This is a genomic window from Ottowia beijingensis, assembly GCF_013423955.1.
Taxonomy (GTDB): Bacteria; Pseudomonadota; Gammaproteobacteria; order Burkholderiales; family Burkholderiaceae_C; genus Ottowia; species Ottowia beijingensis.
This window is the reverse complement of record NZ_JACCKX010000001.1, coordinates 261,344-285,704: the sequence shown is the minus strand read 5'-3', so window position 1 is coordinate 285,704 and position 24,361 is coordinate 261,344. Positions and strand designations below refer to the sequence as shown.

General features: G+C 66.3%; 16 protein-coding genes and 5 pseudogenes. 9 read left to right on the top strand and 12 right to left on the bottom strand.

Translation table 11 applies throughout. From position 1 onward, the window contains the following. Window positions 1-31: 31 nt before the first annotated feature. The gene (locus H0I39_RS01460) at window positions 32-382 is read right to left on the bottom strand and encodes a hypothetical protein (protein ID WP_180549320.1); all 351 of its coding nucleotides are present in this window, start codon (window positions 380-382) and stop codon (window positions 32-34) included. Between the two features lie 107 nt (window positions 383-489). Between H0I39_RS01460 and polA the strand changes: the two are divergent. Then, window positions 490-3,255 (top strand): annotated as a pseudogene (polA, locus tag H0I39_RS01455) (DNA polymerase I). A gap of 99 nt (window positions 3,256-3,354) precedes the next feature. On the opposite strand, the gene H0I39_RS01450 reads toward polA, so the two are convergent. The 9 genes and pseudogenes from H0I39_RS01450 to H0I39_RS01415 all read right to left on the bottom strand — a co-directional run bounded on the left by H0I39_RS01450 (window position 3,355) and on the right by H0I39_RS01415 (window position 16,822). Then, window positions 3,355-3,873 (bottom strand): hypothetical protein, encoded by a 519-nt coding sequence (locus tag H0I39_RS01450; RefSeq protein ID WP_180549319.1) that lies wholly within the window; start codon window positions 3,871-3,873, stop codon window positions 3,355-3,357. Beyond that, on the bottom strand, window positions 3,870-6,401 hold the full coding sequence (locus tag H0I39_RS01445) for an Eco57I restriction-modification methylase domain-containing protein (RefSeq protein WP_180549318.1): 2,532 nt from the start codon (window positions 6,399-6,401) through the stop codon (window positions 3,870-3,872). Before H0I39_RS01445 ends, H0I39_RS01450 begins: the two co-directional genes overlap by 4 nt. Next, window positions 6,284-6,913: a hypothetical protein gene (locus H0I39_RS01440; protein ID WP_180549317.1), complete on the bottom strand. Its 630-nt coding sequence runs from the start codon at window positions 6,911-6,913 to the stop codon at window positions 6,284-6,286. The genes H0I39_RS01445 and H0I39_RS01440 overlap by 118 nt, the downstream gene beginning before the upstream one ends. Before the next feature lie 338 nt (window positions 6,914-7,251). After that, window positions 7,252-8,487 (bottom strand): C-terminal helicase domain-containing protein, encoded by a 1,236-nt coding sequence (locus H0I39_RS21275; RefSeq protein ID WP_257645548.1) that lies wholly within the window; start codon window positions 8,485-8,487, stop codon window positions 7,252-7,254. 44 nt (window positions 8,488-8,531) lie between these two features. After that, a complete protein-coding gene (locus H0I39_RS21270) occupies window positions 8,532-10,349 on the bottom strand; it encodes a restriction endonuclease PLD domain-containing protein (RefSeq protein WP_257645547.1) in 1,818 nt (605 codons plus the stop codon). Between the two features lie 458 nt (window positions 10,350-10,807). Beyond that, a complete protein-coding gene (locus tag H0I39_RS01430) occupies window positions 10,808-11,827 on the bottom strand; it encodes a class 1 fructose-bisphosphatase (protein WP_180549316.1) in 1,020 nt (339 codons plus the stop codon). A 79-nt stretch (window positions 11,828-11,906) separates the two neighbouring features. Continuing rightward, window positions 11,907-14,591: pseudogene (gene pepN, locus H0I39_RS01425) on the bottom strand (aminopeptidase N); the annotation flags it as partial. An 81-nt stretch (window positions 14,592-14,672) separates the two neighbouring features. Then, window positions 14,673-15,773 (bottom strand): annotated as a pseudogene (locus H0I39_RS01420) (PCRF domain-containing protein); the annotation flags it as partial. A 128-nt stretch (window positions 15,774-15,901) separates the two neighbouring features. Beyond that, window positions 15,902-16,822 (bottom strand): alpha/beta fold hydrolase, encoded by a 921-nt coding sequence (locus tag H0I39_RS01415; protein WP_180549315.1) that lies wholly within the window; start codon window positions 16,820-16,822, stop codon window positions 15,902-15,904. Window positions 16,823-16,848: 26 nt separating this feature from the next. On the opposite strand from H0I39_RS01415, the gene H0I39_RS23835 reads away from it, so the two are divergent. The 6 genes and pseudogenes from H0I39_RS23835 to plsY all read left to right on the top strand — a co-directional run bounded on the left by H0I39_RS23835 (window position 16,849) and on the right by plsY (window position 21,477). After that, window positions 16,849-17,715: an AMP-binding protein gene (locus H0I39_RS23835; RefSeq protein WP_180549314.1), complete on the top strand. Its 867-nt coding sequence runs from the start codon at window positions 16,849-16,851 to the stop codon at window positions 17,713-17,715. Next, window positions 17,658-18,788: pseudogene (locus tag H0I39_RS23830) on the top strand (AMP-binding enzyme); the annotation flags it as partial. The gene H0I39_RS23835 and the pseudogene H0I39_RS23830, both read left to right, overlap by 58 nt. 46 nt (window positions 18,789-18,834) lie before the next feature. After that, window positions 18,835-19,893, top strand: coding sequence for an aldo/keto reductase (locus H0I39_RS01400; RefSeq protein ID WP_180549313.1), 1,059 nt, complete (start codon window positions 18,835-18,837; stop codon window positions 19,891-19,893). A gap of 98 nt (window positions 19,894-19,991) precedes the next feature. Further along, window positions 19,992-20,261: a hypothetical protein gene (locus H0I39_RS01395; protein ID WP_180549312.1), complete on the top strand. Its 270-nt coding sequence runs from the start codon at window positions 19,992-19,994 to the stop codon at window positions 20,259-20,261. A 9-nt stretch (window positions 20,262-20,270) separates the two neighbouring features. Next, window positions 20,271-20,771 (top strand): aminoacyl-tRNA deacylase, encoded by a 501-nt coding sequence (locus H0I39_RS01390; RefSeq protein ID WP_180549311.1) that lies wholly within the window; start codon window positions 20,271-20,273, stop codon window positions 20,769-20,771. 79 nt (window positions 20,772-20,850) lie between these two features. Beyond that, window positions 20,851-21,477 (top strand): glycerol-3-phosphate 1-O-acyltransferase PlsY, encoded by a 627-nt coding sequence (gene plsY, locus H0I39_RS01385; RefSeq protein WP_180549310.1) that lies wholly within the window; start codon window positions 20,851-20,853, stop codon window positions 21,475-21,477. Between the two features lie 85 nt (window positions 21,478-21,562). On the opposite strand, the gene H0I39_RS01380 is transcribed toward plsY, so the two are convergent. Next, complete coding sequence (locus tag H0I39_RS01380) at window positions 21,563-22,174, bottom strand: retropepsin-like aspartic protease family protein (RefSeq protein WP_373368244.1); 612 nt, start codon at window positions 22,172-22,174, stop codon at window positions 21,563-21,565. 25 nt (window positions 22,175-22,199) lie between these two features. After that, on the bottom strand, window positions 22,200-22,685 hold the full coding sequence (locus tag H0I39_RS01375) for a YajQ family cyclic di-GMP-binding protein (RefSeq protein WP_180549309.1): 486 nt from the start codon (window positions 22,683-22,685) through the stop codon (window positions 22,200-22,202). 55 nt (window positions 22,686-22,740) lie between these two features. Here H0I39_RS01375 and murB point away from each other — a divergent pair. After that, a pseudogene (gene murB / locus H0I39_RS01370) lies at window positions 22,741-23,791 on the top strand (UDP-N-acetylmuramate dehydrogenase). Next, on the top strand, window positions 23,788-24,252 hold the full coding sequence (locus H0I39_RS01365; protein ID WP_180549308.1) for a hypothetical protein: 465 nt from the start codon (window positions 23,788-23,790) through the stop codon (window positions 24,250-24,252). The pseudogene murB and the gene H0I39_RS01365 overlap by 4 nt, the downstream one beginning before the upstream one ends. The last annotated feature ends 109 nt before the right edge of the window (window positions 24,253-24,361 follow it).

The following is a 24,361-nucleotide window of genomic DNA, read 5'->3' as shown; positions in this document are numbered from 1 at the left end:
GTGGCGCTTGTCCAGCTTGCGCGATGCGCTATCAGAATTGATGCAGTTTCCAGACCCGGGGGCCGGTGCTGCCGGGCCCGGCTTCGCGGCTGCCGGCGCGGGTGCCGCTGGGGTCGGTGGGCTGCACGTCGTACGAGGGCGCGCGCGCCTTGGGCTGCACGGTGATGCTCTTGGTTTCGCCGCCCACGCGCACCTCGTTCACGCGGCTGCCGGCGTCCTCGTGCTGGATGTGTTCCACGCGCTGCGTATTGCGGTCCAGCACGGGCTCGTCGCGCACGGTGCCGGCGGCAGGGGCGGGCGCGGTCTGCGCCACGGCCAGCGGGGCCAGCAGGGACAGGCCGCAGGCGGCGATCAGGGCCTTGAAGACGGTGAGGGAACGCATGCCCGTATTCTAGGCGGGCCACGCTGGCGGGCCGTAGGACGGCGTGCACAATGCCGGCATGACCGACACCCTCCGACGCCGCGCCAGCCGCCGCGCAGCCGCCGCGCCTGCTGCTGGTCGACGGCTCCAGCTACCTGTACCGCGCCTACCACGCCATGCCCGACCTGCGCGCGGACCCCGCCGACCCGGCCAGCCAGCCCACGGGCGCCATCCGCGGCATGATCAACATGCTGGGCGCGCTGCGCAAGGAATACCCCGACGCCCAGTACGCCGCCTGCGTGTTCGATGCGCCGGGCAAGACCTTCCGCGACGACCTGTACCCCGACTACAAGGCCAACCGCGCACCCATGCCCGACGGCCTGCGCAGCCAGATCGAGCCGATCCACGAAGTGGTGCGGCTGCTGGGCTGGACGGTGCTGGCCGTGCCCGGCGTGGAGGCCGACGACGTGATCGGAACGCTGGCGCACGCGGCCGCGCAGCAGGGGTGGAGGTGGTCATCTCCAGCGGCGACAAGGACCTGGCGCAGCTTGTCACGCCGCACATCAGCATCATCGACACCATGAGCGGCAAGCGCCGCGACGAAGCCGGCGTGCAGGCCGAGTTCGGCGTGCGGCCCGACCAGATGCTCGACTACCAGGTGCTGCTGGGCGACGCCATCGACAACGTGCCGGGCGTCGACAAGGTCGGCCCCAAGACCGCCGCCAAGTGGCTGAACGAGCATGGCTCGCTGCAAGGCATCCTGGCCGCCGCCGAGCAAATAAAGGGCGCCGCGGGCGAGAACCTGCGCAAGGCGATCGACTGGCTGCCGCTGGGCCGCCAGCTGCTGCAGATCCGCACCGATTGCGATCTGGATGGCCACGTGGAGGGTCTGCCAGCTCTTGATTCGATAGCTGTTCGCGCCCAGCAGAAGGGCGATTTGGCCACTTTTTATGAAAATTTCGGTTTCAAGACGCTGGCCAGGGCCTTGACCGGCGCCGAAGCGGCCAAGCCCACCCGCAAGCCCGCCGCAGCGGCCGCCGCGCCCGCCGACGACCTGTTTGCCGACGCACCGGCCGCATCGCAGGTGAGCGGCGATGTGCGCTACGAAACGGTGCTCGACTGGCCCGCCTTCGACCGCTGGCTGGCGAAGATCGATGCGGCCGAGCTGACGGCGCTGGACACCGAAACCACCTCGCTCGACGAGATGCAGGCGCGCATCGTCGGCATCTCGTTCAGCGTGGCGCCGGGTGAAGCGGCCTACGTCCCGCTGGCGCACGCAGGGCCGGATGCGCCGGCGCAGCTGCCGCTGGATGAAGTGCTGGCGCGGCTCAAGCCCTGGCTGGAAGACGCATCGAAGAAGAAGCTCGGCCAGCACATCAAGTACGACCGCCACGTGTTCGCCAACCACGGCATCCAGGTGGCGGGCTACGCGCACGACACCATGCTGCAGAGCTACGTGCTGGAAGTGCACCGCCCGCACGGCCTGGCCAGCCTGGCCGACCGGCACCTGGGCCGCAGCGGCACCAGCTACGAAGACCTGTGCGGCAAGGGCGTGCACCAGATTCCGTTCGCGCAGGCGCCGTTCGACAAGGCCGTGCACTACGGCGCCGAGGACGCCGACCAGACGCTGGACGTGCACCTCACGCTGTGGCCGCGCCTGCAGCAGAACGCCGGCCTGCTGCGCATCTACGAACTGGAGATCGCCACCAGCGAGGTGCTGTTCCTGATCGAGCGCCACGGCGTGCTGATCGACAGCGAACTGCTGCGCCAGCAAAGCCACGAGCTGGGCCAGCGCATCCTGCAACTGGAGCAGGAGGCGCACGAACTCGCCGGCCAGTCGTTCAACCTCGGATCGCCCAAGCAGATCGGCGAAATCTTCTTCGACAAGCTCGGCCTGCCCGTGGTCAAGAAAACCGCCACCGGCAAGCCCAGCACCGACGAGGAAGTGCTGGAGAAGCTGGCCGAAGACTATCCGTTGCCGGCGCGCATTCTGGAGCATCGGAGCCTGTCCAAGCTGAAAGGCACCTACACCGACAAGCTGCCGCAGATGGTCAACCCGACCACCGGTCGCGTACACACGCACTACGCGCAGGCGGTGGCCGTGACCGGACGGCTGTCCAGCAACGACCCGAACCTGCAGAACATTCCCATCCGCACCACGGAAGGCCGGCGCATTCGCGAGGCCTTTGTCGCACCGCCGGGCCACGTCATCGTCAGCGCCGACTACAGTCAGATCGAGCTGCGCATCATGGCGCACCTTTCCGGCGACGAAGCGCTGCTGCGCGCCTTCACCGACGGGCTGGACGTGCACCGTGCCACCGCGGCCGAGGTGTTCGGCCTGGCCGCCGATCAGGTCAGCAGCGAGCAGCGCCGCTACGCCAAGGTCATCAACTTCGGGCTGATCTACGGCATGAGCAGCTTCGGCCTGGCCCGCAACTTGGGCATAGACAACACGGCGGCGCGCAACTACATCGAGCGCTATTTCGAGCGCTATCCAGGCGTCAAGCGCTACATGGACGAGACGCGCCTGGCGGCGAAAGCCAAGGGTTACGTCGAGACCGTGTTCGGGCGTCGCCTGATCCTGCCCGAGATCAACAGCCCCAACGGCCCGCGTCGCGCCGCCGCAGAGCGCGCCGCCATCAACGCGCCGATGCAGGGAACGGCAGCCGATCTGATCAAGAAGTCCATGCTGGCCGTGCAGGATGCGCTGCAAAGAGCAGCGCGCCACGCGCATGATCATGCAGGTGCATGACGAACTGGTCTTTGAAGTGCCCGAAGCCGAGGTCGATTGGGTCAAGGGCGAAGTGCCCCGGTTGATGGCCGGCGTGGCCGAGCTGAAGGTGCCTCTGCTGGCCGAGGTGGGCGTGGGGCCGAATTGGGAGCAGGCCCATTGATGCCCCCGGCCGGGCGCTTCCATTTCAAGCGATTCCAGGCCCCGGTCGCCGTCGATTCTGCAGTTTGTGCTATCCAATTCATAGGTGCCGTGGAGGTGTTCACACCACGTCGTCGGCCCGCAGTGCAGTCAGCGGGCTCTCCGGCGCAATCCGAGGCGCCCAATGCTCACGGGCAAGGACCAGCACCAGACCGTTGCGGGCAAGCGCCGAGGCGCGGGTGGTGCGGGTTTCAGTGGCGGGGCTGGCGCTGACGATGAGCAGGCGACCTTGTGCCAGGGGCTCGCGCTCCTCTGCGGCGGGGCGATAGTCGCGGTCTGGGAGCAGGTGGCGGGCCAGCACTTTGACGGCGCGGCCCTGGCGGCGCAGCAGGGAGTGCAGCACCTGTTGTTCCAGCGGGGAGTGGAAGCCGCTGACGAGCACGCGGCCAGCCTTGGCCCATTGCGGCACGCGCTCCAACGTTTCAATGAAGACGTGGCCAGGGCATTGGCGCGAGGCGATGAGGCCCAGCAGCGGCTCGGCGAGCAGGGCAGGGTTGCCGATGCCGATGAAGCGGGTTGCGAGATCAGTGGCTATGCGTGGGGTGAGGTGGGGCGGCAGCAGGATGGGTGTGGGCTTCATGCTTCATCGTCCGCGCCGTCTTCAAAGTCGGTCTTGACGGTTTGTGCGTAGAGCAATTCGATGTCGTCCCACACCGGCGTCAGGCCGAACGCCTGCGCATAGATGTGGTCGGCCTGATCGGTGACGGGGCGGCACTTGGCCAGGTTGTAGTTGCCGACGCGCTTGCCCGCATTGAGCTTGTATTGCACGGCATCTTCAACCGCTGCCTTCAAGGATGGCGTCAGTTCCTGGAGTCGCTGCCGTTGTGCTGCCGACAGCTTGGCCGGATGCAGGGGCAAGTCGGCGAACATCCATTTGGTCACATCGAAGTCGTCGCCGATGGCAATCCAAAAGCTGAACTGGAGCTTGCCGTTGAGCAGATGAAATGCCAGATCGCATTCTTCGGCACTGGCAAAACTGATGTCGCCATATTTCGTTTGTGGCACGCGCTGGCCACGCGCATCGAAGCAAGGCGCTTCCTCGTGTGTGAAAGACAACCAGTTGTAGGCCGTCTTCTTGAAATGCAGACGGTGTGGCGTGGCCCCGGGGTTCAGATGGCGTTCAACCGTGTGATGGCCGGGAGCGAGTAGTTGCTCGAATGCGGCGATGAGCGCCTGCGTATTGAGTTTGGGAATGCGGTGTTTCCAAAGCTCCGGCATGAAGCTGGCGTAGGACAGCGTGGCGAAGAGATGGGGCCGCGCCTCTTCAAACCAGCGGTGCAGGCGCGAGGTGTATTGCGCGCTTTGCGTGCCGCTGCCGAGCTTGCCGATGTGGATGGTGTTGCGCACCCGCACATCGGCCGCAAATAGCGCGGCGGGTATGCGGGCGAAGTGTGAAAACCAGTTGGTCCGGTAGCGGTTGTAGAGCAACTTGCGCAGAACGTCGAAATCGCCGCTGAAGGACAGGCTAAGTGGAACGATCATGCCGGTATGCGCCTTGGGATGGGCGATGGCGATGACGCGCTCCAGGCACCAGGCGTAGATGTCAGTGCAATCTTCGGTGGCATAGCCCTTGACGGTGTAGCCCGTGACCCTGCGCTTGGCGACATAGGGCGGGTTGCCGATGACCACATCGAACCCACCTTCGCGCATCACGCCGTAGAACTCGGCGAACCAATGGAAAGGCTGGTGGCTTGCGCGCCAGTCGGCAAAGGCTTTTGCATTGCTGGGGTTGATGCCGTAGTCGTGTGCCAGATAGCGGTCAAGTTCCACGCTCAAGCCCTTGAGCTTGTCGCGCAGCGTGCGCTTGTCCTGCGCCGTGACCTTGCCGCCCTGCACGGTTTGCTGTTCGCGGAAGCGGGTGAAAAGGTCGGCCAAGTCGGCAATATCCGCCTTGATGTCGGATTTGCGTTGCTGGTCGCTGGCCAGGTCACCCGAGGCATCGAACTGCGCTTCGGTGGCATAACCGACCAGCGTGTTGCCTGCACGGATGTTGAAGTCGATGTCGGGCAGCGGCTCCAGTTGCTGGCCCTTGTCCACCTGAGAGACGAGTTTGAGGAACAGGCGCAGCTTACAAATCTCTACCGCCTCGGCCATGATGTCCACGCCGAACAGGTTGTGCAGGATGATGCTTTTGTAGATGTAGTAGTCGGGCGAGGGGTGTTTCTTCACCTCGTCCAAAACCTTCACGAAGTCGGGTTCGGCGGCCCTGCCGAGTTTCTGCGCGTCTTCGACAAAGCCTGCCATGCGGTCCAGGCAGGCGGCATACAGCGGCTCCAGCACGCCCAGCGCGGCGAATAGAAATGCGCCCGAGCCGCAGGTCGGGTCGAGGATGGTGATGCCGTGGCGGAATTTCTCGTTCGACTTCTCCGGCACGCGGCCCACGATGGCCTGCCACACGGCGCGCAGCAGCTCCGGGCCGGTGGTGGTGTCGATCACGTCCTGCATGAACTGGCGGATGTCCAGGTTCAGGGTGATGAGGTCATCGGCGGATTGGATTTCGCCTTGCACAAGCTTGTGACGCAGGTCTTGACAGCGTTGGCGACGGTCGGCCAGTTCGCGCTCGGTTTCGGTGGGCAACGCACCTTCGGTCTTCATCGCCGGGTAGATGTAGCGATCCGGCTCGGCCTGGAGCAGCTTCCACACCGATGAATCGCCCTCGAACGCTACTCTGCAGCGTTCGCGCGCCTTCTCCAGCAGATGCGGGATGACGGTGTTCTTGCTGATGTACTCGGTGATGTCTTCCTTGGTGTAGTACGCCCCCATCTGCTTTTGGTTGATGTATTTCTCGAAGATGTAACCGAGCACGTCGGGGTTGATTTCCTTGCCGCTTGTCAAGGGGCGGTCGTCCAGGTGCCAGTCCCAGGCGTCGAAGAATGCAAACAGTTTCTCGAAGGCTTCGTCGGGTACGTCTATGTCCTGATGAGCTTCGAGTTCATGCACGTCGAACAGGCCGCCGTTCAGGTAGGGAATGTTCGCGCCGATGAGTTGGTTCAGGCCGGCGTCGCGCGGTTGGGGTTGGCCCAGCCCGTCGTGGAACAGGCGGCGCAGAAACCGGCGGTAGAAGCTGTGGAACTGCCCTTTGCCAGCCGCCTGCTGCACCTGGGACATGCGGTTTTGCAGATAGTTTTCGTCGCCGTCCAGAAAGCCTTTTTCTGGATGAAGTAGGCGAACATCAGCCGGTTGAGCATGAGCGAGGCGTACCAGGCTCGGTCTGCCGTCTGGTTCAGGCCCGTGATGAAGGCGGCAAAGGCGTCGTGCTGGGCCTTGAACTTGTCGTAGAAGCTCTTGGAAACCCTGTCGCGGTCGAAGGCGCGGCGCAGTCCGGTGATGACGTCGGTGAGGGTGATGGCCTCTTCTGCTTCCAGCGACCAGACGATTTGCGAGAGCTTCTGACGCAACGCTTCGCCGCTTTGCCCCTTGTGCCAGGTATGGGTGCGGGTACTGGCGGGCTGGCCCGGCGCGCGCAGCACCCACAGCCACGTGAGCATGGTTTCGCCCGCGTCGGCAAAGACCAGCAGATGTTCATGGGCGAGCTTGCGGGCTTCGTGCTCGATCTTGAGCAGCACGGGGCGGGGCGGAATCTTGCCGCTGGCGTCTGGCGAGCAGCGCAGCACGGCCACGCCGCGCTTGTGGGCGATGGGTGTGAGCGTGAAGGCCGCGCCACCCGCATGGATAGTTTGAGCCTTCAGCGCGGGTTGGTCCCAACCGAGTTCGTTGAACAGTTGAGGCAGCTTGAATTGGCTCAGCAGCTGCTGAAAGCGGGGGCGTCGATATTCATGTCAAATTGGCCTCCAGCGCCCGCCTGACAAGGGCGAGCAGCTATGAAATTTGAGTGATTGCAGGGCGTTGGCGCTTCAGGCCAGGCCGAGCGAGCAGATGAGCCGAGGCTCGCGTTGCTGGTCTTGTTCGTCCACCAGGCACAGGCGACCGTCTTCGCGCAGCGAGAAGACGAGGTCGATCAGGTCGTGGTCGTTGATGCCCGCCTTGAGCTGGCGGTTGAGCGTGTCGGTGGCGCTTTGGTACAGCGGGTAGCGGTAGATGTCTTCCAGCGCCTTGTCGATGCGGCGGATGTGGTCTTCGGTGATGAACAGGTCGCGCGTGCTGCCTTGTCGCTCGCGCCAGCGCTTGATGCGCTCGTAGGTCTTGAAGCGCGCGCCGGAGGGCCGGCCCAGTGCGCCGCCGGTGGATTTCTCTTCTTCGGCGATGTGCGCCATGCCCTGCTGGGTGAGGGCGTGGTGGTTGTCCGTGCGCGGCAGGGCAGGGTGTCGGCCGCGCAGGCGGCGGCCTTCAGGATGGTGAATTGCGACTGCGTGACGGGCTGGCCGCTTTCGTCCACCCATGCGAGTGCGTCGTTGCCCTGGTCGGTGCGCAGATAGACGAGCACGCCCTGAGGTGCGGCGGGCGTGGCCGTGTGTGCCTTGGTGGCATAGACCACGTTGGGCAGGCTTTCTATGGTGGCGGCGAGCGATGGGTCGGCGTCGGTGGCGTTCTTCCAGATCTGCCAGGCGTAGGAGGCCAGATCGACCTCGGTGTCGCCGTCGTCGTCGAGGATGCCGTTCTTCTCGGTGTACAGGTCGCGGATCAGACGGTCGTCGTCATCGCTGTCGTCGTCGAAGAAGGTTTCGTCGGAGCCGACGACTTCGGCGTTCTCGATCAGGCGCTGCCTGACGCGAGCGCGCAGCCTGATGAGACGCTCGACGCCATCGGCAGGCACGAAGGAATAGCAGAGGATGGTGTCGGACTGCTGGCCGATGCGGTCCACGCGGCCCGCGCGCTGGATCAGGCGAATGATGGCCCAGGGCAGGTCGTAGTTGACGATGATGTGCGCGTCTTGCAGGTTCTGGCCTTCGGACAGCACGTCAGTGGCGATGAGCACGCGCAGTTCGTCGGCCTTCTTGACCTGTTGACGCTTGTCGTTGGACTGCGGCGAGAAGCGCCAGGCCAGGGCTGTGGGGTCGGCGCTTTGGCCGGTGGCTTCGGCCACTTGCAGCATTCCGCGTGCCGCGAGTTGCGTATTCAGGTAGCGTGCGGTATCGGCGAACTGGGTGAAGATGAGCAGCTTGTCCTTGGGGTGCTGCTTCTCGATGAGTTCGGCCAGGGCGGCAAGTTTGGCGTCTGCCTGAGGTTGCCAGTTGCCGCAGGTGCGCAACACGCCCAGCAGGGCGTGGGCGTCGGCCAGCAAATCCTTGGCCAACGTTTTCTTGAACAGCGCGCCGGGCAACCACTTGAAGCGGCTTTTCAGTGGGCCGCTGTAGGCTGCATAGGCTTGGGTGGCGCGAGTGCGGTAGTCGGCTTCGGTGCGCAGCCCGTTGCTGCTGGTGGTGTCAGCTTCCTCGTCGCCTTCCTCATCGGCAAGTACCCCGTCCGGGTCTTCGTCGTAGTGGCGAGTGTCCAGCAGTTCCGCGCCCTGGGTGCCCAGCGGAATGTCCAGCCCGTTCTCGACGGCGTGTAGGACGATGAAGTTGCGCAGGATGTGCCGCTCGATGGACAGGATGAAGGCAGGCCCGGCACTTTCCAGTCGCTTGAACAGGTTGGTGCGGCAAAACCCATGAGCCGCGTGCCTGCGCGTGACAGTCCATCGATGATCTTGTTCTGCTGCGGTGTGGGTGGCGTCTTGGGTTTGGGTGCGATGTAATTGCCCAGGCCGTAGCGTGGCAGCAGGAGATCGTTGATGGTGCCCACGACCGTGTTGCTGTAGAAGCGGGCGTAGGGGTCTTCGGGGTTGGTTTCGTCGATGGCAAAGCCCAGGCTTTTGGGCACCCGCTTGGGGAAGTAGGACTTGCGGCCATCGGCGAAGAGCAGGTATTTGCCGTGTTCGTCTTGCTGCGCATAGTGCTGCATGATGAAGCCGCGCGTGCGGCGCACCATGTACAGCCGCATGAGTTCGCGCCAGTCGTCGGGGATGTCGCTTTTCTCGAAAGCAGCGAGGGTGCGCACGCCGCATTGGTGGCGGCGGATGAATTCGTGCTCGCCGCCCAGGTCTTTGAGGAGGTGTTCGGGGCGGATGCCGATGTCGGCGTCTTCATTCAGGAACAGGCCGAGTTGCGCCGAGAGGTCGAGGTAGGTCTTGTTGTACGGCGTGGCCGAGAGCAGGACGGTGAGGCTTTCGTTGCGTTCGATGTATTCGCGGATGACCTTCCATCGCTTGCCGTCCTTGTTGCGCAGGTTGTGCGATTCGTCGATCAGTACCAGCCGGTAGCGCCGGGTTTTCTCTGGCAACTCATTGAGGACCCTAGACAGCGACAGCACCTTGGCGTGCAGGCGGTAGCGGTGGACGTAGTCCTCCCACATTGGCACCAGGTTCTTGGGGCAGATGACGAGGGTTTCGGTGTGATAGTCGTCTTCGAAGACCTTGGCCAGCGCCGTGGCCATCATCGACTTGCCCAGGCCCACCACGTCGCCGATCAGCACGCCACCGCGCTTGTTGAGGTGGTGCGCGGCGATCTTGACGGCGGCGGTCTGGAAGTCGAACAGCGTGCCGTTGAAGATCGCGGGAATGCGGAATTCCGTGAGCCCGGCCCTCGCTTCCTGCGCGAGGTGGTAGGCCATCTTCAAATAGACGTGATAGGGCGGTAACAGGCGCTCGCCCGCCCAGCTTTCGTCGATGATGGTCGCCAGTTCCTTGGAGATGTCGACGCACCAGCGGTCGTTCCAGCGGTCATCGAACCACGCGGCCAGCTTGTTGCAGGCATCGTGCTCCAGCACGTCAACGTTGAGTTCGCCCTGTTTGGAAAGGCCCGCGAGCGTGAGGTTGGAGCTGCCGAGGAAACCCGTGACGGGGTTGTTGGGGAACTGCGGCGTGAATAGCAGGTAGAGCTTGGCGTGCAGCGGGTGGCGCAGATAGACCTTGACGGTCAGTTGGCCAGAATGGATTTGTGCGGCCAGTTGCCGCAAGGCGGCTTCGTCCCCGTTGGACGGGGCGCCGAAGGTGAGTTGCTGGCGGAACTCTTCGGCGATGCGGCGCTTGTCGCGCTGCGCCGTTTGATTGTCTAGAAGTTCGTCGTCGTTTTGGTGACGTAAGGCGTGGCGCAGTTCTTCACTGGGCGAGACATGCATACCGACCAGCAGGCGGCATGTTCCATTCTCCTCTCCTCTCCTCTCCTCTCCTCTCCTCTCCTCTCCTCTCCTCTCCTCTCCTCTCCTGATTTCATCAGGTGGGGCGCGAGATGCTGCCAGCCGCGCAGGTTGAAATAGCCAACGCAGAAGTCGGCGCGCCTTGCAACCTGAAGCGTCTTTTGGAGCGCAGGCATCAAGGGCGTTTCGATGTTGTCAAATATTCTTGGCATTTCTCTGCACTTGCTTGATGAATTCGACCGTGGGATGGAGCAGTTACGAGGGGAAGGGGCGGTGTCAAGCGAATGCGTCGTCGCTGCTGTTACCTTTGATGGGCTGTCCTGTTAGTGGCCTTGCTGGGAATGGTTCTTACTGATTGAAACTCGGCCTCACGCTTGCCCATCAAGCGCTGGCAGCTATGCTTTTGACAGCACTCGGCCCGACCAACCGGCTTGTGCGGCTCAGGTCGCCGAGCCTGCCTCCAGGTGGTACTGCGTCACCCGGTCCACCTCGTTCCTGCTGCCCAGGATGACGCTCACGCGTTCGTGCAGTTGCGTGGGTTGCACGTCCATGATGCGCTCGCGCCCGTTGGTGGCGGCGCCGCCGGCCTGCTCGATCAGCCAGGCCATGGGGTTGGCCTCGTACATCAGGCGCAGCTTGCCGGGCTTGTTGGGTTCGCGCTTGTCCCAGGGGTACATGAAGATGCCGCCGCGCGTCATGATGCGGTGCACGTCGGCCACCATGCTGGCCACCCAGCGCATGTTGAAGTCCTTAGCCCTAGGGCCGTCCTTGCCGGCCAGGCATTCGTCGATGTAGCGCTTGACCGGGGCGTCCCAGTGGCGCATGTTGCTCATGTTGATGGCGAATTCCCGGGTGTCGGCGGGGATCTGCACCGCGTCCTGCGTCAGCACGAAGCTGCCCATCTCGCGGTCCAGCGTGAACATGGCCACGCCGTCGCCCACCGTCAGCACCAGCGTGGTCTGCGGGCCATAGACGCAGTAGCCGGCCGCCACCTGGCATTTGCCGGGCTGCAGGAAGTCGTTCTCTTCCACGCCGCGGTCGCCCTCGGGCATGCGCAGCACGCTGAAGATGGTGCCGATGCTGACGTTGACGTCGATGTTGCTGGAGCCGTCCAGCGGGTCGATCAGCAACAGGTATTCGCCGCGCGGGTAGCGGTTGGGGATGAGGTAGATGTTGTTCATCTCCTCGCTGGCCATGGCCGCCAGGTGGCCACCCCATTCGTTGGCCTCGATCAGCACCTCGTTGGCGATGATGTCGAGCTTCTTCTGCACCTCGCCCTGCACGTTCTCGCTGCCGGCGCTGCCCAGCACGCCGCCCAGGGCGCCCTTGTTGACGGCGTGGCTGATGGTCTTGCAGGCACGCGCCACCACTTCCAGCAGCAGGCGCAGCTGGCCGGGGATGTGGTCGTCCAGGCGCTGTTTCTCGACCAGGTAGCGGGTGAGGGAGATGCGGTTGCTCATGGGTGGGCCTCGTCAGGGTGTCGGGGGTGGGGGCGGTGCGTGCTTCGGCGTCGGCCGGCCCGGCCGTGGGGGCGCCGGTTTCGGCCAGTGCGCGCGTGACCACCTCGCGCACGTCGTTGCTCAGGTTGGCCTGCGCGGCGACGCGGGCAATGGCCTCGCGCGCGGCGCTGCGGTAGGGCTCGGCCAGGCGCGCCCAGGCGTCCATGGCGCGGGCCAGGCGGGCGGCCACCTGGGGGTTGAGCGTGTCGAGTTCCAGCACGCGGTCGGCCCAGTAGACGTAGCCGGCGGCGTCGCGCCGGTGGAAGGCGGCCGGGTTGCCGTGGCAGTAGCTGAACACCACGCTGCGCGCGCGGTTGGGGTTGCGCAGGCTGAAGTCGGGGTGCTTCATCAGCTCGCGCACCTGCGGCAGCACGTTGCCGCCGCGGTCGGGCGCGCGGGCCTGCAGTGAGAACCATTTGTCCAGCGCCAGCGGCTCGTCCTTGAACAGGCGGTAGAAGCGTTCCAGCGCGCGGCCGGCCAGCTCGTGCCCGCTGTAGAGCAGGGCGCTGAGGGCGTTCAGGCGGTCGGTCATGTTGCCGGCGTCCTTGGCGCGCTGGTAGGCCTTGCCGGGCCACACGGTGTCGCCGCTGTCGCGCGCGGCCAGGCACAGCATGTGCAGCGCCAGCCCGGCCAGCGCACGGCGGCCGGCCGAGACCGGATCGGGCGTGTAGGCGCCGGTGTGCTCGTTCTGCTCGCAGGCCCACTGCCAGTCGTCACGCAGGTCGGCGGCCAGCTGGCGCTCCATGGCGTCGCACACGGCGTGGATGCGCTGGGGGTCGACCACGTCGAGCTGCTCGGCGATGTAGTCCTCGCCGGGCAGGGTGAGCACCAGTTCCTTGAACGCGGCATCCAGCGTGGGGTGACGCAGCACGGCGCGCAGGGCGGCCACGTAGGCGTCGTTCAGCGGCCTGGTTGGCACGTCGCCGGCGTGCGCTAGCAGCTCGATGGCCTTGCGCAGGCCCAGCTGCTGCCCGGCCTCCCAGCGGTTGAAGGGGTCGCTGTCGTGCGCCAGCAGGTGCAACAGCTGCGCGCTGCTGTAGTCGCAGTCCAGCTCGACGGGGGCCGAGAAGCCGCGCAGCAGCGAGGGCACGGGCTCGGCGTCGACGCTGATGAAGGTCAGCGTGGTCTGCGCTTCGGTCAGCACCACGGTGTGGCTGCCTTCGACTGCGTGCTGCCAGTGCTCCAGCTGCAGCGGCAGGTCGCGCCCGTCCGGCCCCACCAGGCCCATGCGTAGCGGGATGACGAACGGCGCCTTCTGCGGCTGGCCCGGCGTGGCGGGGCAGCTCTGCGACAGAGTCAGCGTGTAGCTGCGCGCGGCGCCGTCGTAACGGCCTTCGGCTTTCACCACCGGCGTGCCGGCCTGGCTGTACCAGCGCTTGAATTGCGGCAGCAGGCGGGCGAGGTCGCTGTCCGGGTTCGCATCGGCCATGGCCTGCGCGAAATCGTCGCAGGTCACGGCCTGGCCGTCGTGGCGCTGGAAGTACAAGTCCATGCCCTTGCAGAAGCCCTCGCGCCCCACCAGCGTCTGGTACATGCGCACCACCTCGGCGCCCTTCTCGTAGATGGTGGTGGTGTAGAAGTTGCTGATCTCCAGGTATTCGTCGGGCCGCACGGGGTGGGCCATGGGGCCGGCGTCTTCGGGGAACTGGGCGGCGCGCAGGTTGATGACGTCCTGGATGCGCTTGACGGCGCGGGCGCTGGGCGTGCCGGCCAGGTCCTGGCTGAATTCCTGGTCGCGGAACACCGTCAGCCCTTCCTTCAGGCTGAGCTGGAACCAGTCGCGGCAGGTGACGCGGTTGCCCGTCCAGTTGTGGAAGTACTCGTGGCCGATCACGCTCTCGATGGCGTCGTAGTCGCCGTCGGTAGCGGTGGCTGGCTTGGCCAGCACGTACTTGGTGTTGAAGATGTTCAGGCCCTTGTTCTCCATCGCGCCGGCGTTGAAGTCGCTGGTGGCCACCACCATGAAGCGCTCCAGGTCCAGCGGCAGGCCAAAGCGCGCCTCGTCCCACAGCACCGAGTGGATCAGCGAGTTCATCGCGTGCTCGGTCTTGTCCAGATCGCCCGGGCGCACGTAGACCTGCAACAGATGTTCTGATCCGGAGCGCGTGGCGATGCGCTGCTCGCGCGCCACCAGCTGGCCGGCCACCAGGGCGAACAGGTAGCTGGGCTTCTTGTGCGGGTCGTGCCAGGTGGCGAAGTGGCGGCCTTCGGGCAGCTCGCCCGCGTCGGTCAGGTTGCCGTTGGACAGCAGCACCGGGTAGCGCGCCTTGTCGGCGCGCAGGGTGACGGTGTAAGTCGCCATCACGTCGGGCCGGTCGAGGAAGTAGGTGATGCGGCGAAAGCCTTCGGCCTCGCACTGCGTGAAGAAGTCGCCACCGCTCATGAACAGCCCCATGAGCTTGCTGTTCTTCTCGGGGTAGCAGGTGGTGAAGATTTCCAGCTCGAACGGCGTGGTTCCCTCGGGCAGGTTCTCCAGCACCAGGGTCTCGCCGTCCATGCGGAAGCTGCAGGCCTGGCCGGCCAGCATCACGCGCGACAGGTTCAGCTCGTCGCCATCCAGGCGCAGCGGCTGCGCCGGCACGTCGGGGTTGCGGCGCAGGCGCATGCGGTTGAGCACCCGAGTCTTGGCCGGGTCGAGGTCGAAGGTGAGTTCGACCGAATCGATCCAGAACGCGGGCGGGGCGTAGTCCAGTCGCCGGGTGACGGCGGGTTGTCCTTCTCGCATGGTGAATCCTTTTAATTCAAAATAAATAGCTGCCAGCGCTTGTCTGGCAAGCTCTGGAGGCCAAAATGGCTTGAAAAATCAAACGCCCTGCTTCAGGCTGGCCTCGATGAAGGCGTCGAGATCGCCGTCCAGCACCTTCTGCGTGTTGCTGATTTCGACGTTGGTGCGCAGGTCCTTGATGCGGCTGTTGTCCAGCACGTAGCTGCGGATCTGGTGGCCCCAGCCGACGTCGGTTTTGCTGTCTTCGAGCTTTTGCTGCTCGTCCAGGCGCTTGCGCATTTCGTGGTCGTACAGGCGGCTGCGCAAGCGCTGCCAGGCCACGTCGCGGTTGCTGTGCTGGCTGCGGCTGTCCTGGCACTGCACCACGATGCCGGTGGGCTCGTGCGTCAGGCGCACGGCCGAATCGGTCTTGTTGATGTGCTGACCGCCGGCGCCCGATGCGCGGTAGGTGTCCACGCGCACGTCGGCGGGGTTGATGTCGATCTCGATCGAGTCGTCGATCTCGGGGTAGACGAACACGCTGGCAAAGCTGGTGTGGCGCCCGCCGGAGGAATCGAACGGGCTCTTGCGCACCAGGCGGTGCACGCCGGTTTCGGTGCGCAGCAGGCCGTAGGCGTATTCGCCCTCGATCTTGATGGTGGCGCCCTTGATGCCGGCGGTGTCGCCGGGCGTCTCGTCCTCGATGTCGGTCTTGAAGCCCTTGCGCTCGGCGTACTTCAGGTACTGGCGCAGCAGCATGCTGGCCCAGTCCTGCGCCTCGGTGCCGCCGGCACCGGCCTGATGTCGAGGAAGGCGTTGTTGGCGTCGGCGGGCTGGTTGAACATGCGGCGGAACTCGAGTTCTTCCACCGTCTTTTCCAGCTTGGCCACGTCGTCGGCAATGGCCTGCAGGCTGGCCTCGTCGTCCTCGTCGCTGCTCAGCTCGAACAGCTCGGCGTTGTCGGCCAGGTCGCGCGTCAGTTCATCCAGCGTGACGACCACGCCGTCGAGCGCCTTCTTTTCCTTGCCCAGTTCCTGGGCCTTCTTGGGGTCGTTCCAGACGGCCGGGTCTTCCAGCGCGGCGTTGACGGTCCTCAGGCGTTCGGCCTTGGCAGCGTAGTCAAAGATACCCCCGTAGCTCGGCGGTGCGAGCGGTCAGGTCTTCGATCTGGTGGCCAATCTGGTTGATGCGTTCTGCTTCCATGGTGCTTGTTCTCAACAAAAAACGGGCGCGCCGCACGGGCGCGAAACCGCGAATTTTCTCATGCGGGCGCGGCACCGGCCGCGGGCGCCGAATAGCCCGCCGCACGGGTGCGTTACTGCGCCGCGGCTTCAGCCCAGGAAGGCTTCGACCAGTGCCGCCAGTGCCTGCGGCTGGTCGTGGTGCAGCATGTGGCCGGCGTCCTGGATGACTTCGCGCCGCACGTTGGCCACGGCGTTCAGGCGCTCGTGGAATTCGGCGCGGGTGAAGCGATCGCCCCACCAGCCGGCCAGGCTGTCGTCGCTGGCGTCCACCATCAGCGTGGGTGCCTGGATGGCAGCGTACAGGGCCAGCATCTCGTCGACGCGGAACAGCTGGGCATTGATGATGCGGTGCGCCGCGTCGCCCAGGATGGCGCGGCGCGTGCTGCCATCCGCCTGCAGGCGGTCTTCCGACCATTCGCGCGCCAGCCAGTCGGCCTTGGCCTGCGGCAGGCGGTGGTTGGTCTTCATCAGGCGCGCGGCCACGCCGGGCAGGTCGTCGTAGCTGCGCAGCGCCATCTCGCCGCGGTGCAGGGCCTTGATCTCGTCCAGCCACTTGGCGTAGCGCGCCGGTGCCTGCGTGGGTCGCGTGGCGGGCATGCCGTAGCCCTCCAGGTTGACCAGGCGGCGGATGCGTGCCGGCCGCGTGCCGGCGAACATCATGGCGATGTTGCCGCCCATGCTGTGGCCGACCAGATCGACCGGGCGCTCGCCCGCGTAATGGTCGAGCAGGCATTCCAGATCGCCCAGGTAGTCGGCAAAGCTGTAGTGGTCGCACGCCGGCCCGGTGGACTGGCCGAAGCCGCGCCAGTCGGGCGCGATGATGAAGCGGCCCGCGAAGAAGGCAGGCGACAGCGCGTCGACCATGAACTGGTATGACGCCGCCACGTCCATCCACCCGTGCACCAGCACCAGCGGCTTCGCGGCCGGATCGCCCCACAGGCGGACGTGGTAGCGGTGCAGGCGGATGGGGACGAAGGCGCTGCGCGAGGGGCGTTGGACTTGATACATTGCAGAAATCTTAGAGGAGACAGGCCATGCCCCAGCGTCCAGTCAGCGACAGCGGCGATGACCACCACGCCGCCATGCAGCAGGCGTTCCGCTGGCAGGTGCCAGCGCGCTTCAACATGGCCGAGGTGTGCAGCCGGCGCTGGGCGCAGGCGCCGGATGCTACTGAGAAGATAGCAGTCATCGAGCATGTGGCGGGCGCTGCACCGCGATTGCATTCATATGCCGCGCTGCAGGCGGCGGCCAACCGGTTGTCGAACGCGCTGGCCAAGGTGGGCGTGCGGCGCGATGATCGCGTGGCCATCGTGATGCCGCAGCGCTTCGAAACCGCCGTGGCCTACATCGCCGTGCTGCAGCTGGGCGCCATCGCCATGCCGCTGTCGCAGCTGTTCGGCCCCGAGGCGCTGGAATACCGCATCAACGACGCCGGCGCGCTGGCCGCGATCTGCGACGAGGCCTCGATGGAGGCCTTGCTGTCGGTGCGCGGCAGTTGCCCCACGCTCGCCGTGGTCATCGGCCTGGGGCAGGGCGCCGCGCGCGCCGACCACGACTGGCAAACGCTGCTGGCCACCGCCGCCGACACCTTCGATGCCGCCGACACCGCGGCCGACGACCCCGCCGTGCTGATCTACACCAGCGGCACCACCGGCCCGCCCAAGGGCGCGCTCATCCCCCACCGCGCCCTCATCGGCAACCTGCCCGGCTTCGTCTGCAGCCAGAACTGGTTCGGGTTCGAGCCGACTGCCGAAACGCTTCCTCCCGATGAGACTCCGCCCCGCGCGGGGAGGGCGGGGATGGGGGCGGGCACATCGGGGCAACGCCCAGTCTGCCGAGCGACCCAAAGACGCAAAGCATCTTCTGGAGTCCGGCAGACTGGGCCTGGACGGGAGGGTTGATGGATGCGCTGCTCCCCACCCTGTACTTCGGCCGCCCCATCGTCGCCTTCAACGGCCGCTTCAGCCCCGAGCTGGCGTTCCAGATCCTCGAGCAGCACCGCGTCACGCACAGCTTCCTGTTCCCGACCGCGCTCAAGGCCATGATGAAGGCCGTGCCGCACCCGCGCCGGCAGCACACGCTGCACCTGCAGGGCCTGATGAGCGCCGGCGAGGCCGTGGGCGACGCGGTGTTCGCCTGGTGCCGCGACGAACTGGGCGTGATCGTCAACGAGATGTTCGGCCAGACCGAGGTCAACTACATCGTCGGCAACTGCGCCATGAATGTGGCCCCCACGCTCCGCACTGACGTGGCTGCGCTGCCCCCGAGGGGCGCAACCCGCCCTGGGGCGGCCCGGCGGCGGATTGACTGGCCGCGGTGCCGTCGGCTGGCCCGCCCGGCCCGGCAGCATGGGCCGCGGCTACCCCGGCCACCTGGTCACGGTGATCGACGACGAGGGCGCCGAAGTGCCGCCCGGCGAACCCGGCGAAGTCGCCATCCGCCGCACCGACATCCACGGCGATCCCGATCCGATCTTCTTTCTTGGCTACTGGAACAACGCCGCCGCCACGCGCGCCAAGTTCAGCGGCGATTGGTGGCGCACCGGCGACATGGCGGTGCGCGACGCCGACGGCTACCTCTGGTACCACGGCCGTGCCGACGACGTGTTCAAGGCCGCCGGCTACCGCATCGGTCCGGGGAGATCGAGAACTGCCTGGTCAAGCACCCGGCCGTGGCCAACTGCGCCGTGGTCCCCAAGCCGGATACGCAGCGCGGTGCCGTGGTGAAGGCCTACGTGGTGTTGACTCCTGATTTCGTAGCTGCTCGCGCCCATCAGGCGGGCTATGGAGGGCAGTTTGACCAGGATTTGATCGCCTCGCTGCAGGAGCACGTCAAAGGCCAGCTGGCGCCCTACGAATACCCCAAGGAGATCGAATTCATCGACCAGCTGCCCATGACCACCACCGGCAAGGTGCAGCGCCGCGTGCTGCGGCTGCAGGAGGAGGAGCGGGCGCGCGCGACGCGCCTCGATTGATGCCGCCTACACTCGGGCCGCCTGTTTTTCGAACCTCACGTTTTTCATGAACACCATTTCCCTCGGCACCAGCGACCTGCGCGTCACCCCCATCTGCCTCGGCACCATGACCTTCGGCGAACAGGTGGACGAGCCCACCTCGCACGCCATCATGGACCGCGCCATCGAGCGCGGCATCAACTTCCTCGACACGGCCGAGATGTACCCCGTGCCGCCCAGCGCGCCCACCTGCGGCGCCACCGAGACCTTCATCGGCCACTGGCTCAAGGCCCGTCCCGGCATGCGCCAGAAGATCGTGCTGGCCAGCAAGGTGGCCGGCCCGTCGCGCGGCATGCCGTGGATTCGCGAAGGGCAAGGCATGACGCCGGCCGACATCGAGGCCTCGTGCCACGCGAGCCTCAAGCGCCTGCAGACCGACGTGATCGACCTCTACCAGATCCACTGGCCCGAGCGCCATGTGCCCGCCTTCGGCAACCTTTACTACGACCCGGCGCAGGAAAAATCCGAAACGCCGATCCGCGCGCAGCTGGAGGCGCTGGCCGGGCTGGTCAAGGCCGGCAAGGTGCGCCACATCGGGTTGTCGAACGAAACGCCCTACGGCGTGCACGAATTCGTCCGCCTGGCCGAGCAGCACGGCCTGCCGCGCATCGTCAGCACGCAGAACCCGTACTGCCTCATTAGCCGCACTTACGACAACGCGCTGGACGAGACCTGCCACCGCCTGAACGTCGGCCTGCTGGCCTATTCGCCGCTCGGCTTCGGCCTGCTCACGGGCAAGTACGACGCAAGCGGTATCCACAGCCCCGAGGCGCCGCGCGGCCGCATGGCGCTGTACGAGCGCATGAAGAGCCAGCGCTGGGGCCGTGAATCGTCGCTGGCCGCGGCCAGGCGCTACAACGACTTGGCGCGCGCCCATGGCCTGACGCCCACGCAACTGGCCCTGGCCTTCTGCTACCGCAGCTGGCGCGTGGCCAGCACCATCATCGGCGTGACCACGCTGGCGCAGCTGGACGAGGACCTGGACGCCTGGAATGTGCAGCTGTCCGACGAACTGCTGGCCGCCTGCGACGCCATCCGGCTGGAGATGCGCGACCCGGCGAACTGATGGGCGCGGGGGCGTGATGCAGTTCCTTACATCACGATGCACACGCGGTTAACATTTCCATCCCATTCGTACCCCGCTTCGCCCCGCCTTGATTGCCCATGCCCGCCCGCCACAACGAACTGCCGCTGAACGAGAAATCCCTCAACGCCGTCATCGACGCCATGTCGGCCGTCACCCTGTGCCTGACGCAGATCCTGTCGCCCGAGCAGCGCGAGCGTTTCGGCCGTGACCTGGTCACCATGGCCGACATCGCCGGGCGCAAGGGCAAGCTGGAGCTGACCTCGATCCTGCTCGACCTGCGCGCCGCCGTGAAGGCGCGCGAAGAGGAGATCGAGGCCGCCGAGACCGAAGCCGCCAGGCTGGGCTGAGCCACGCCCATGGCCAAGTCCGCGAAGGTCGCCCACGTCAGCGAAACGCCGGCCACCGCGCTGCTGCGCTCGCACGGCGTGGCCTTCACCGAACACCCCTACGACTACGTGGAGCACGGCGGCGCCACGCACAGCGCCGAGGTGCTGGGCTTCGATCCGTTCGCTGTGGTCAAGACCCTGGTCATGCAGGACCAGGACGGCAAGCCGCTCATCGTGCTGATGCACGGCAACCGCAAGGTCAGCACCAAGAACCTGGCGCGCCAGATCGGCGCCAAGTCGGTCGAGCCCTGCGCCCCCGAGGTGGCCAGCCGCCACAGCGGCTACCAGGTGGGCGGCACCTCGCCGTTCGGCACGCGGCGCGCCATGCCGGTGTACATCGAAGAAGGCATCCTGGCCCTGCCGCGCATCGCCCTCAACGGCGGGCGGCGCGGCTACCTCGTCGGCCTTGACCCGCAGGTGTGCGTGCAGCTGCTGGGCGCGCGGCCGGTGCAGTGCGCCATCGATCTCTGAATCCGATTTCACTGGCAAAATATGCCGTTGGCGCCCATCCATCGGGCGCAGGCAGCTATTGATTCAGGAGTACCTCGCCATGAACCTCATGTCCGTGCTGGCGGCCCTGGCCGCCTACCTGATCGGCTCGCTCAGCTTCGCCGTCATCGTCAGCCGCGCCATGGGCCTGTCGGACCCGCGCACCTATGGCAGCGGCAACCCCGGCGCCACCAACGTGCTGCGCTCCGGCAGCAAACCGGCGGCCATCGTCACGCTGCTGCTGGATGCGGCCAAGGGCTGGCTGCCGGTGATGCTGGTGAAGTGGTTCGGCCCGGCCTGGGGGCTGGGCGAGGGCACGCAGGCGCTGGCCGGGCTGGCCGCCTTTCTGGGCCATCTGTACCCGGTGTTCTTCGGCTTCACGGGCGGCAAGGGCGTGGCCACGGCCGTGGGCGTGCTGATCGCGTTCGAGCCGCTGCTGGCGCTGGCCGCGCTGCTCACCTTCGCCATCATCGTGGCCTTCTTCCGCTACGTGTCGCTGGCATCCATCGTGGCGGCCGTGTTCGCGCCGGCCTATTACCTGCTGGTGGATGGCGTGGCCTGGCAGGCCTCGGGCGCCAAGACGCTGGCCATGGTGGCCATGGGCCTGCTGCTGATCTGGCGCCACCGCGAGAACATCCAGCGCCTGCTGGCGGGCACCGAATCCAAGCTGGGTGCCAGGAAGAAATGAGCGGCTGACGCCAGCCGAGTTGCTATCAATAATATAGCTTCTAGCGCCCGTGTGGCGGTCTCTGGAGGCCCAAAACGCTTGAAACTCAGCGCTTGATCAGCATCATCGTGTCGCCGTCGCGCCGCATGCTGAAGCGGTTGAGAAAGCTGTTGCCCAGCAGCACCATGGGCATCGCGGCGGGCGTGACCACGGCGTCGATGTCGTAAGCCGTCACGTCGCCCACGCGCACGGTGTTGAGCTTGAACAGCCAGCCGGGCGCGCTGCCGTTGGCGGTGTTCATCATCACCTGCCGGCCCGCCTTGTAGTTCAGGCCCAGCCGGTCGGCCTCGGCCTGGCCGATGGCGATGGTGGACGCGCCCGTGTCCACCATGAACTGCACTGGCCGGTTGTTGATGCTGCCCGGCGTGAGGAAATGGCCGCGTCCGTCGGCCGTCAGCGCCACGCGGTCGCTGCCGCTGGGCGCTGCGCTGCCCACGCTGGCGGGCGCTTCGCCCACGCGCAGCGTGTGGCGACGGCCGTCGATCAGCACCACGGCCTGGTCGCCGCTGGTGGAGACCACCTTCACGCCCTGGTGCGTCTCGCCCGGCGCCACCGCGCGCGGCGCACCGCCGCCCACCAGCAGCAACGCCTTGTTGCCCAGCATGCCTTGGAGCGAGACGGATTGGGCCGAGGCAGCGCCTGCGCCAAGGAGCAACAAGGTCAGCAGCGTAAGGCGCATTTGCTCAATCCCTGAAGTTGTCGAACGACAGCGGCAGCTCGGCCATGTCCTTGCGCAGCAGCGCCATCACGGCCTGCAGGTCGTCGCGCTTGGCGCCCGTCACGCGCACGCTGTCGCCCTGGATGGCGGCCTGCACCTTCAGCTTGCTGTCCTTGATCAGGCGCTGGATCTTCTTGGCGTCCTCGCCGGCGATGCCGCTTTTCACCTTGATGACCTGCTTGACCTTGTCGCCGCCGATCTTCTGCACCGCGCCCTTGTCGAGAAAGCGCACGTCCACGTTGCGCTTGGTCAGCTTGTTGCGCAGGATGTCCTCGACCTGCTGCAGCTGGAACTCGGCATCGCCCAGCAGGGTGATCTCCTTGTCCTTCAGCTCGATGCCGGCGCTGGTGCCCTTGAAGTCGAAGCGCGTGCCGATCTCCTTGGTGGCGTTCTCCACCGCGTTCTTCACTTCCACCATGTCGGGGTCGCAAACCGTGTCGAATGAGGGCATGGGTGCTGGTCTCCTGTAAGCCGAATGTCGCAAAACCGAATGCGACAATTGTCCCATGTTCATCGAGCGCAACGTGTCCCTGCAGCCCCTCAACAGCTTCGGCATCGCCGCGCGCGCGGCCCTGCTCACGCGCGTGCGCGGCGAGGCCGACGTGCGTGCCGTGCTGGCCGATGCCGAGCTGGCGCCGGCTCCGAAGTTCGTGCTCGGCGGCGGCAGCAACATCGTGCTGACGGGCGATGTGAAGGCCGCGGTGCTGAAGGTGGAAGTGCCAGGCCGCCGCGTGGTGGGCGAGACCGCGCGCCACACCATCGTCGAGGCCGGCGCGGGGAGAACTGGCACGACTTCGTGACCTGGACGCTGGACCAGGGCCTGCCCGGGCTGGAGAACCTGGCGCTGATCCCCGGCACCGTGGGCGCATCGCCGGTGCAGAACATCGGCGCCTACGGCGTCGAGCTGCAGGACCGCTTTCACGCGCTGGACGCCATCGACCTCCTGACGGGCGAGGTGTTCACGCTGGATGCCGCGCAGTGCGGCTTCGGCTACCGCGATTCGGTGTTCAAGCACGTGCCGGCGCAGCCCGGCGACTTCGGCCTGGCCGGCCGCGCGCTGATCCTGCGCGTGCGCTTTGCGCTGTCCAAACAATGGCAGCCGGTGCTGGGCTACCTCGACATCGAACGCCGCATGGCCGAGGAGGGCGTGACCGCGCCCAGCGCGCGCCAGCTGTACGACTGGATCGTCGCCATCCGCCGCGCCAAGCTGCCCGACCCGGCCGTCGTCGGCAACGCGGGCAGCTTCTTCAAGAACCCCACCGTCACGCCCGAGCAGTGCGCCGACATCATCGGCCGCGACCCCAAGGTGGTGCACTACCCCATGCCCGACGGCAGCGTGAAGCTAGCGGCAGGCTGGCTGATCGACGCCTGCGGCTGGAAGGGCAAGCGCGTGGGCAACGCCGCCGTGTACGAGCGGCAGGCGCTGGTGCTGGTCAACGCCGGCGGCACGCAAACCCCGCCACCGGCGGCGAGGTGATGACGCTGGCCAAGGCCATCCAGACCAGCGTGTACGAGCGCTTCGGTATCCGACTCGAACCCGAGCCCACCGTGGTGTGAGCACCATCGAGTTGTTTCACCTGCGCCGCGTGCGTGACAAGCCAGGGGCTGTCGATCTGTTGATGCGCCATGCGGGACTGTCCGCCGAGGCGGCGCTGGCCGTGGTGCACCACGCCGTGGGCGGCGGCAAGCCGCAGGTGGCGGTGGCTTCAGACGATGCGGCGCGACAGCTGATCGTGGCGCTGGCGGGCACCGGCTTCATCGCCCGGCGCGCCGCCACCGATGGCTTCGATGCCGCGCAGCATGCCAGCGAGGCCGTGGCGGCCGTGCTGCCGCGCTGCGCTGCGGGCCTGGCCGATGCCGCCGGTGCCTGGCTGCTGCAGGGCGCCTGGGCGCAGGCGCTGGAGCTGGCCCTGCAGCACCTGCAGATGCATTGCCCCGCGCACGACGCCGACCGGCAGCGGCTGCAACGCGCCGCCATCGACACCGGCCTGGTGCGCGGCGTGCCGGGGCGGGTGTGATTCCAATTCCAGATCAAAGCTGCCATAGCTCGTCATTCCGGCGCAAAGCCTGCCCCGTACTGCGATACGGGGCCGCAATCCAGCCGACGTGTGCGGGAAACATGGATCC

Coding starts and splice junctions, on each gene's coding strand:
- H0I39_RS01460 (WP_180549320.1), bottom strand. CDS start 382: ATGCGTTCCCTCACCGTCTTCAAGGCCCTGATCGCCGCCTGCGGCCTG.
- H0I39_RS01450 (WP_180549319.1), bottom strand. CDS start 3,873: ATGAAGCCCACACCCATCCTGCTGCCGCCCCACCTCACCCCACGCATA.
- H0I39_RS01445 (WP_180549318.1), bottom strand. CDS start 6,401: ATGTCCCAGGTGCAGCAGGCGGCTGGCAAAGGGCAGTTCCACAGCTTC.
- H0I39_RS21270 (WP_257645547.1), bottom strand. CDS start 10,349: ATGCATGTCTCGCCCAGTGAAGAACTGCGCCACGCCTTACGTCACCAA.
- H0I39_RS01430 (WP_180549316.1), bottom strand. CDS start 11,827: ATGAGCAACCGCATCTCCCTCACCCGCTACCTGGTCGAGAAACAGCGC.
- H0I39_RS01415 (WP_180549315.1), bottom strand. CDS start 16,822: ATGTATCAAGTCCAACGCCCCTCGCGCAGCGCCTTCGTCCCCATCCGC.
- H0I39_RS23835 (WP_180549314.1), top strand. CDS start 16,849: ATGCCCCAGCGTCCAGTCAGCGACAGCGGCGATGACCACCACGCCGCC.
- H0I39_RS01400 (WP_180549313.1), top strand. CDS start 18,835: ATGAACACCATTTCCCTCGGCACCAGCGACCTGCGCGTCACCCCCATC.
- H0I39_RS01395 (WP_180549312.1), top strand. CDS start 19,992: ATGCCCGCCCGCCACAACGAACTGCCGCTGAACGAGAAATCCCTCAAC.
- H0I39_RS01390 (WP_180549311.1), top strand. CDS start 20,271: ATGGCCAAGTCCGCGAAGGTCGCCCACGTCAGCGAAACGCCGGCCACC.
- plsY (WP_180549310.1), top strand. CDS start 20,851: ATGAACCTCATGTCCGTGCTGGCGGCCCTGGCCGCCTACCTGATCGGC.
- H0I39_RS01375 (WP_180549309.1), bottom strand. CDS start 22,685: ATGCCCTCATTCGACACGGTTTGCGACCCCGACATGGTGGAAGTGAAG.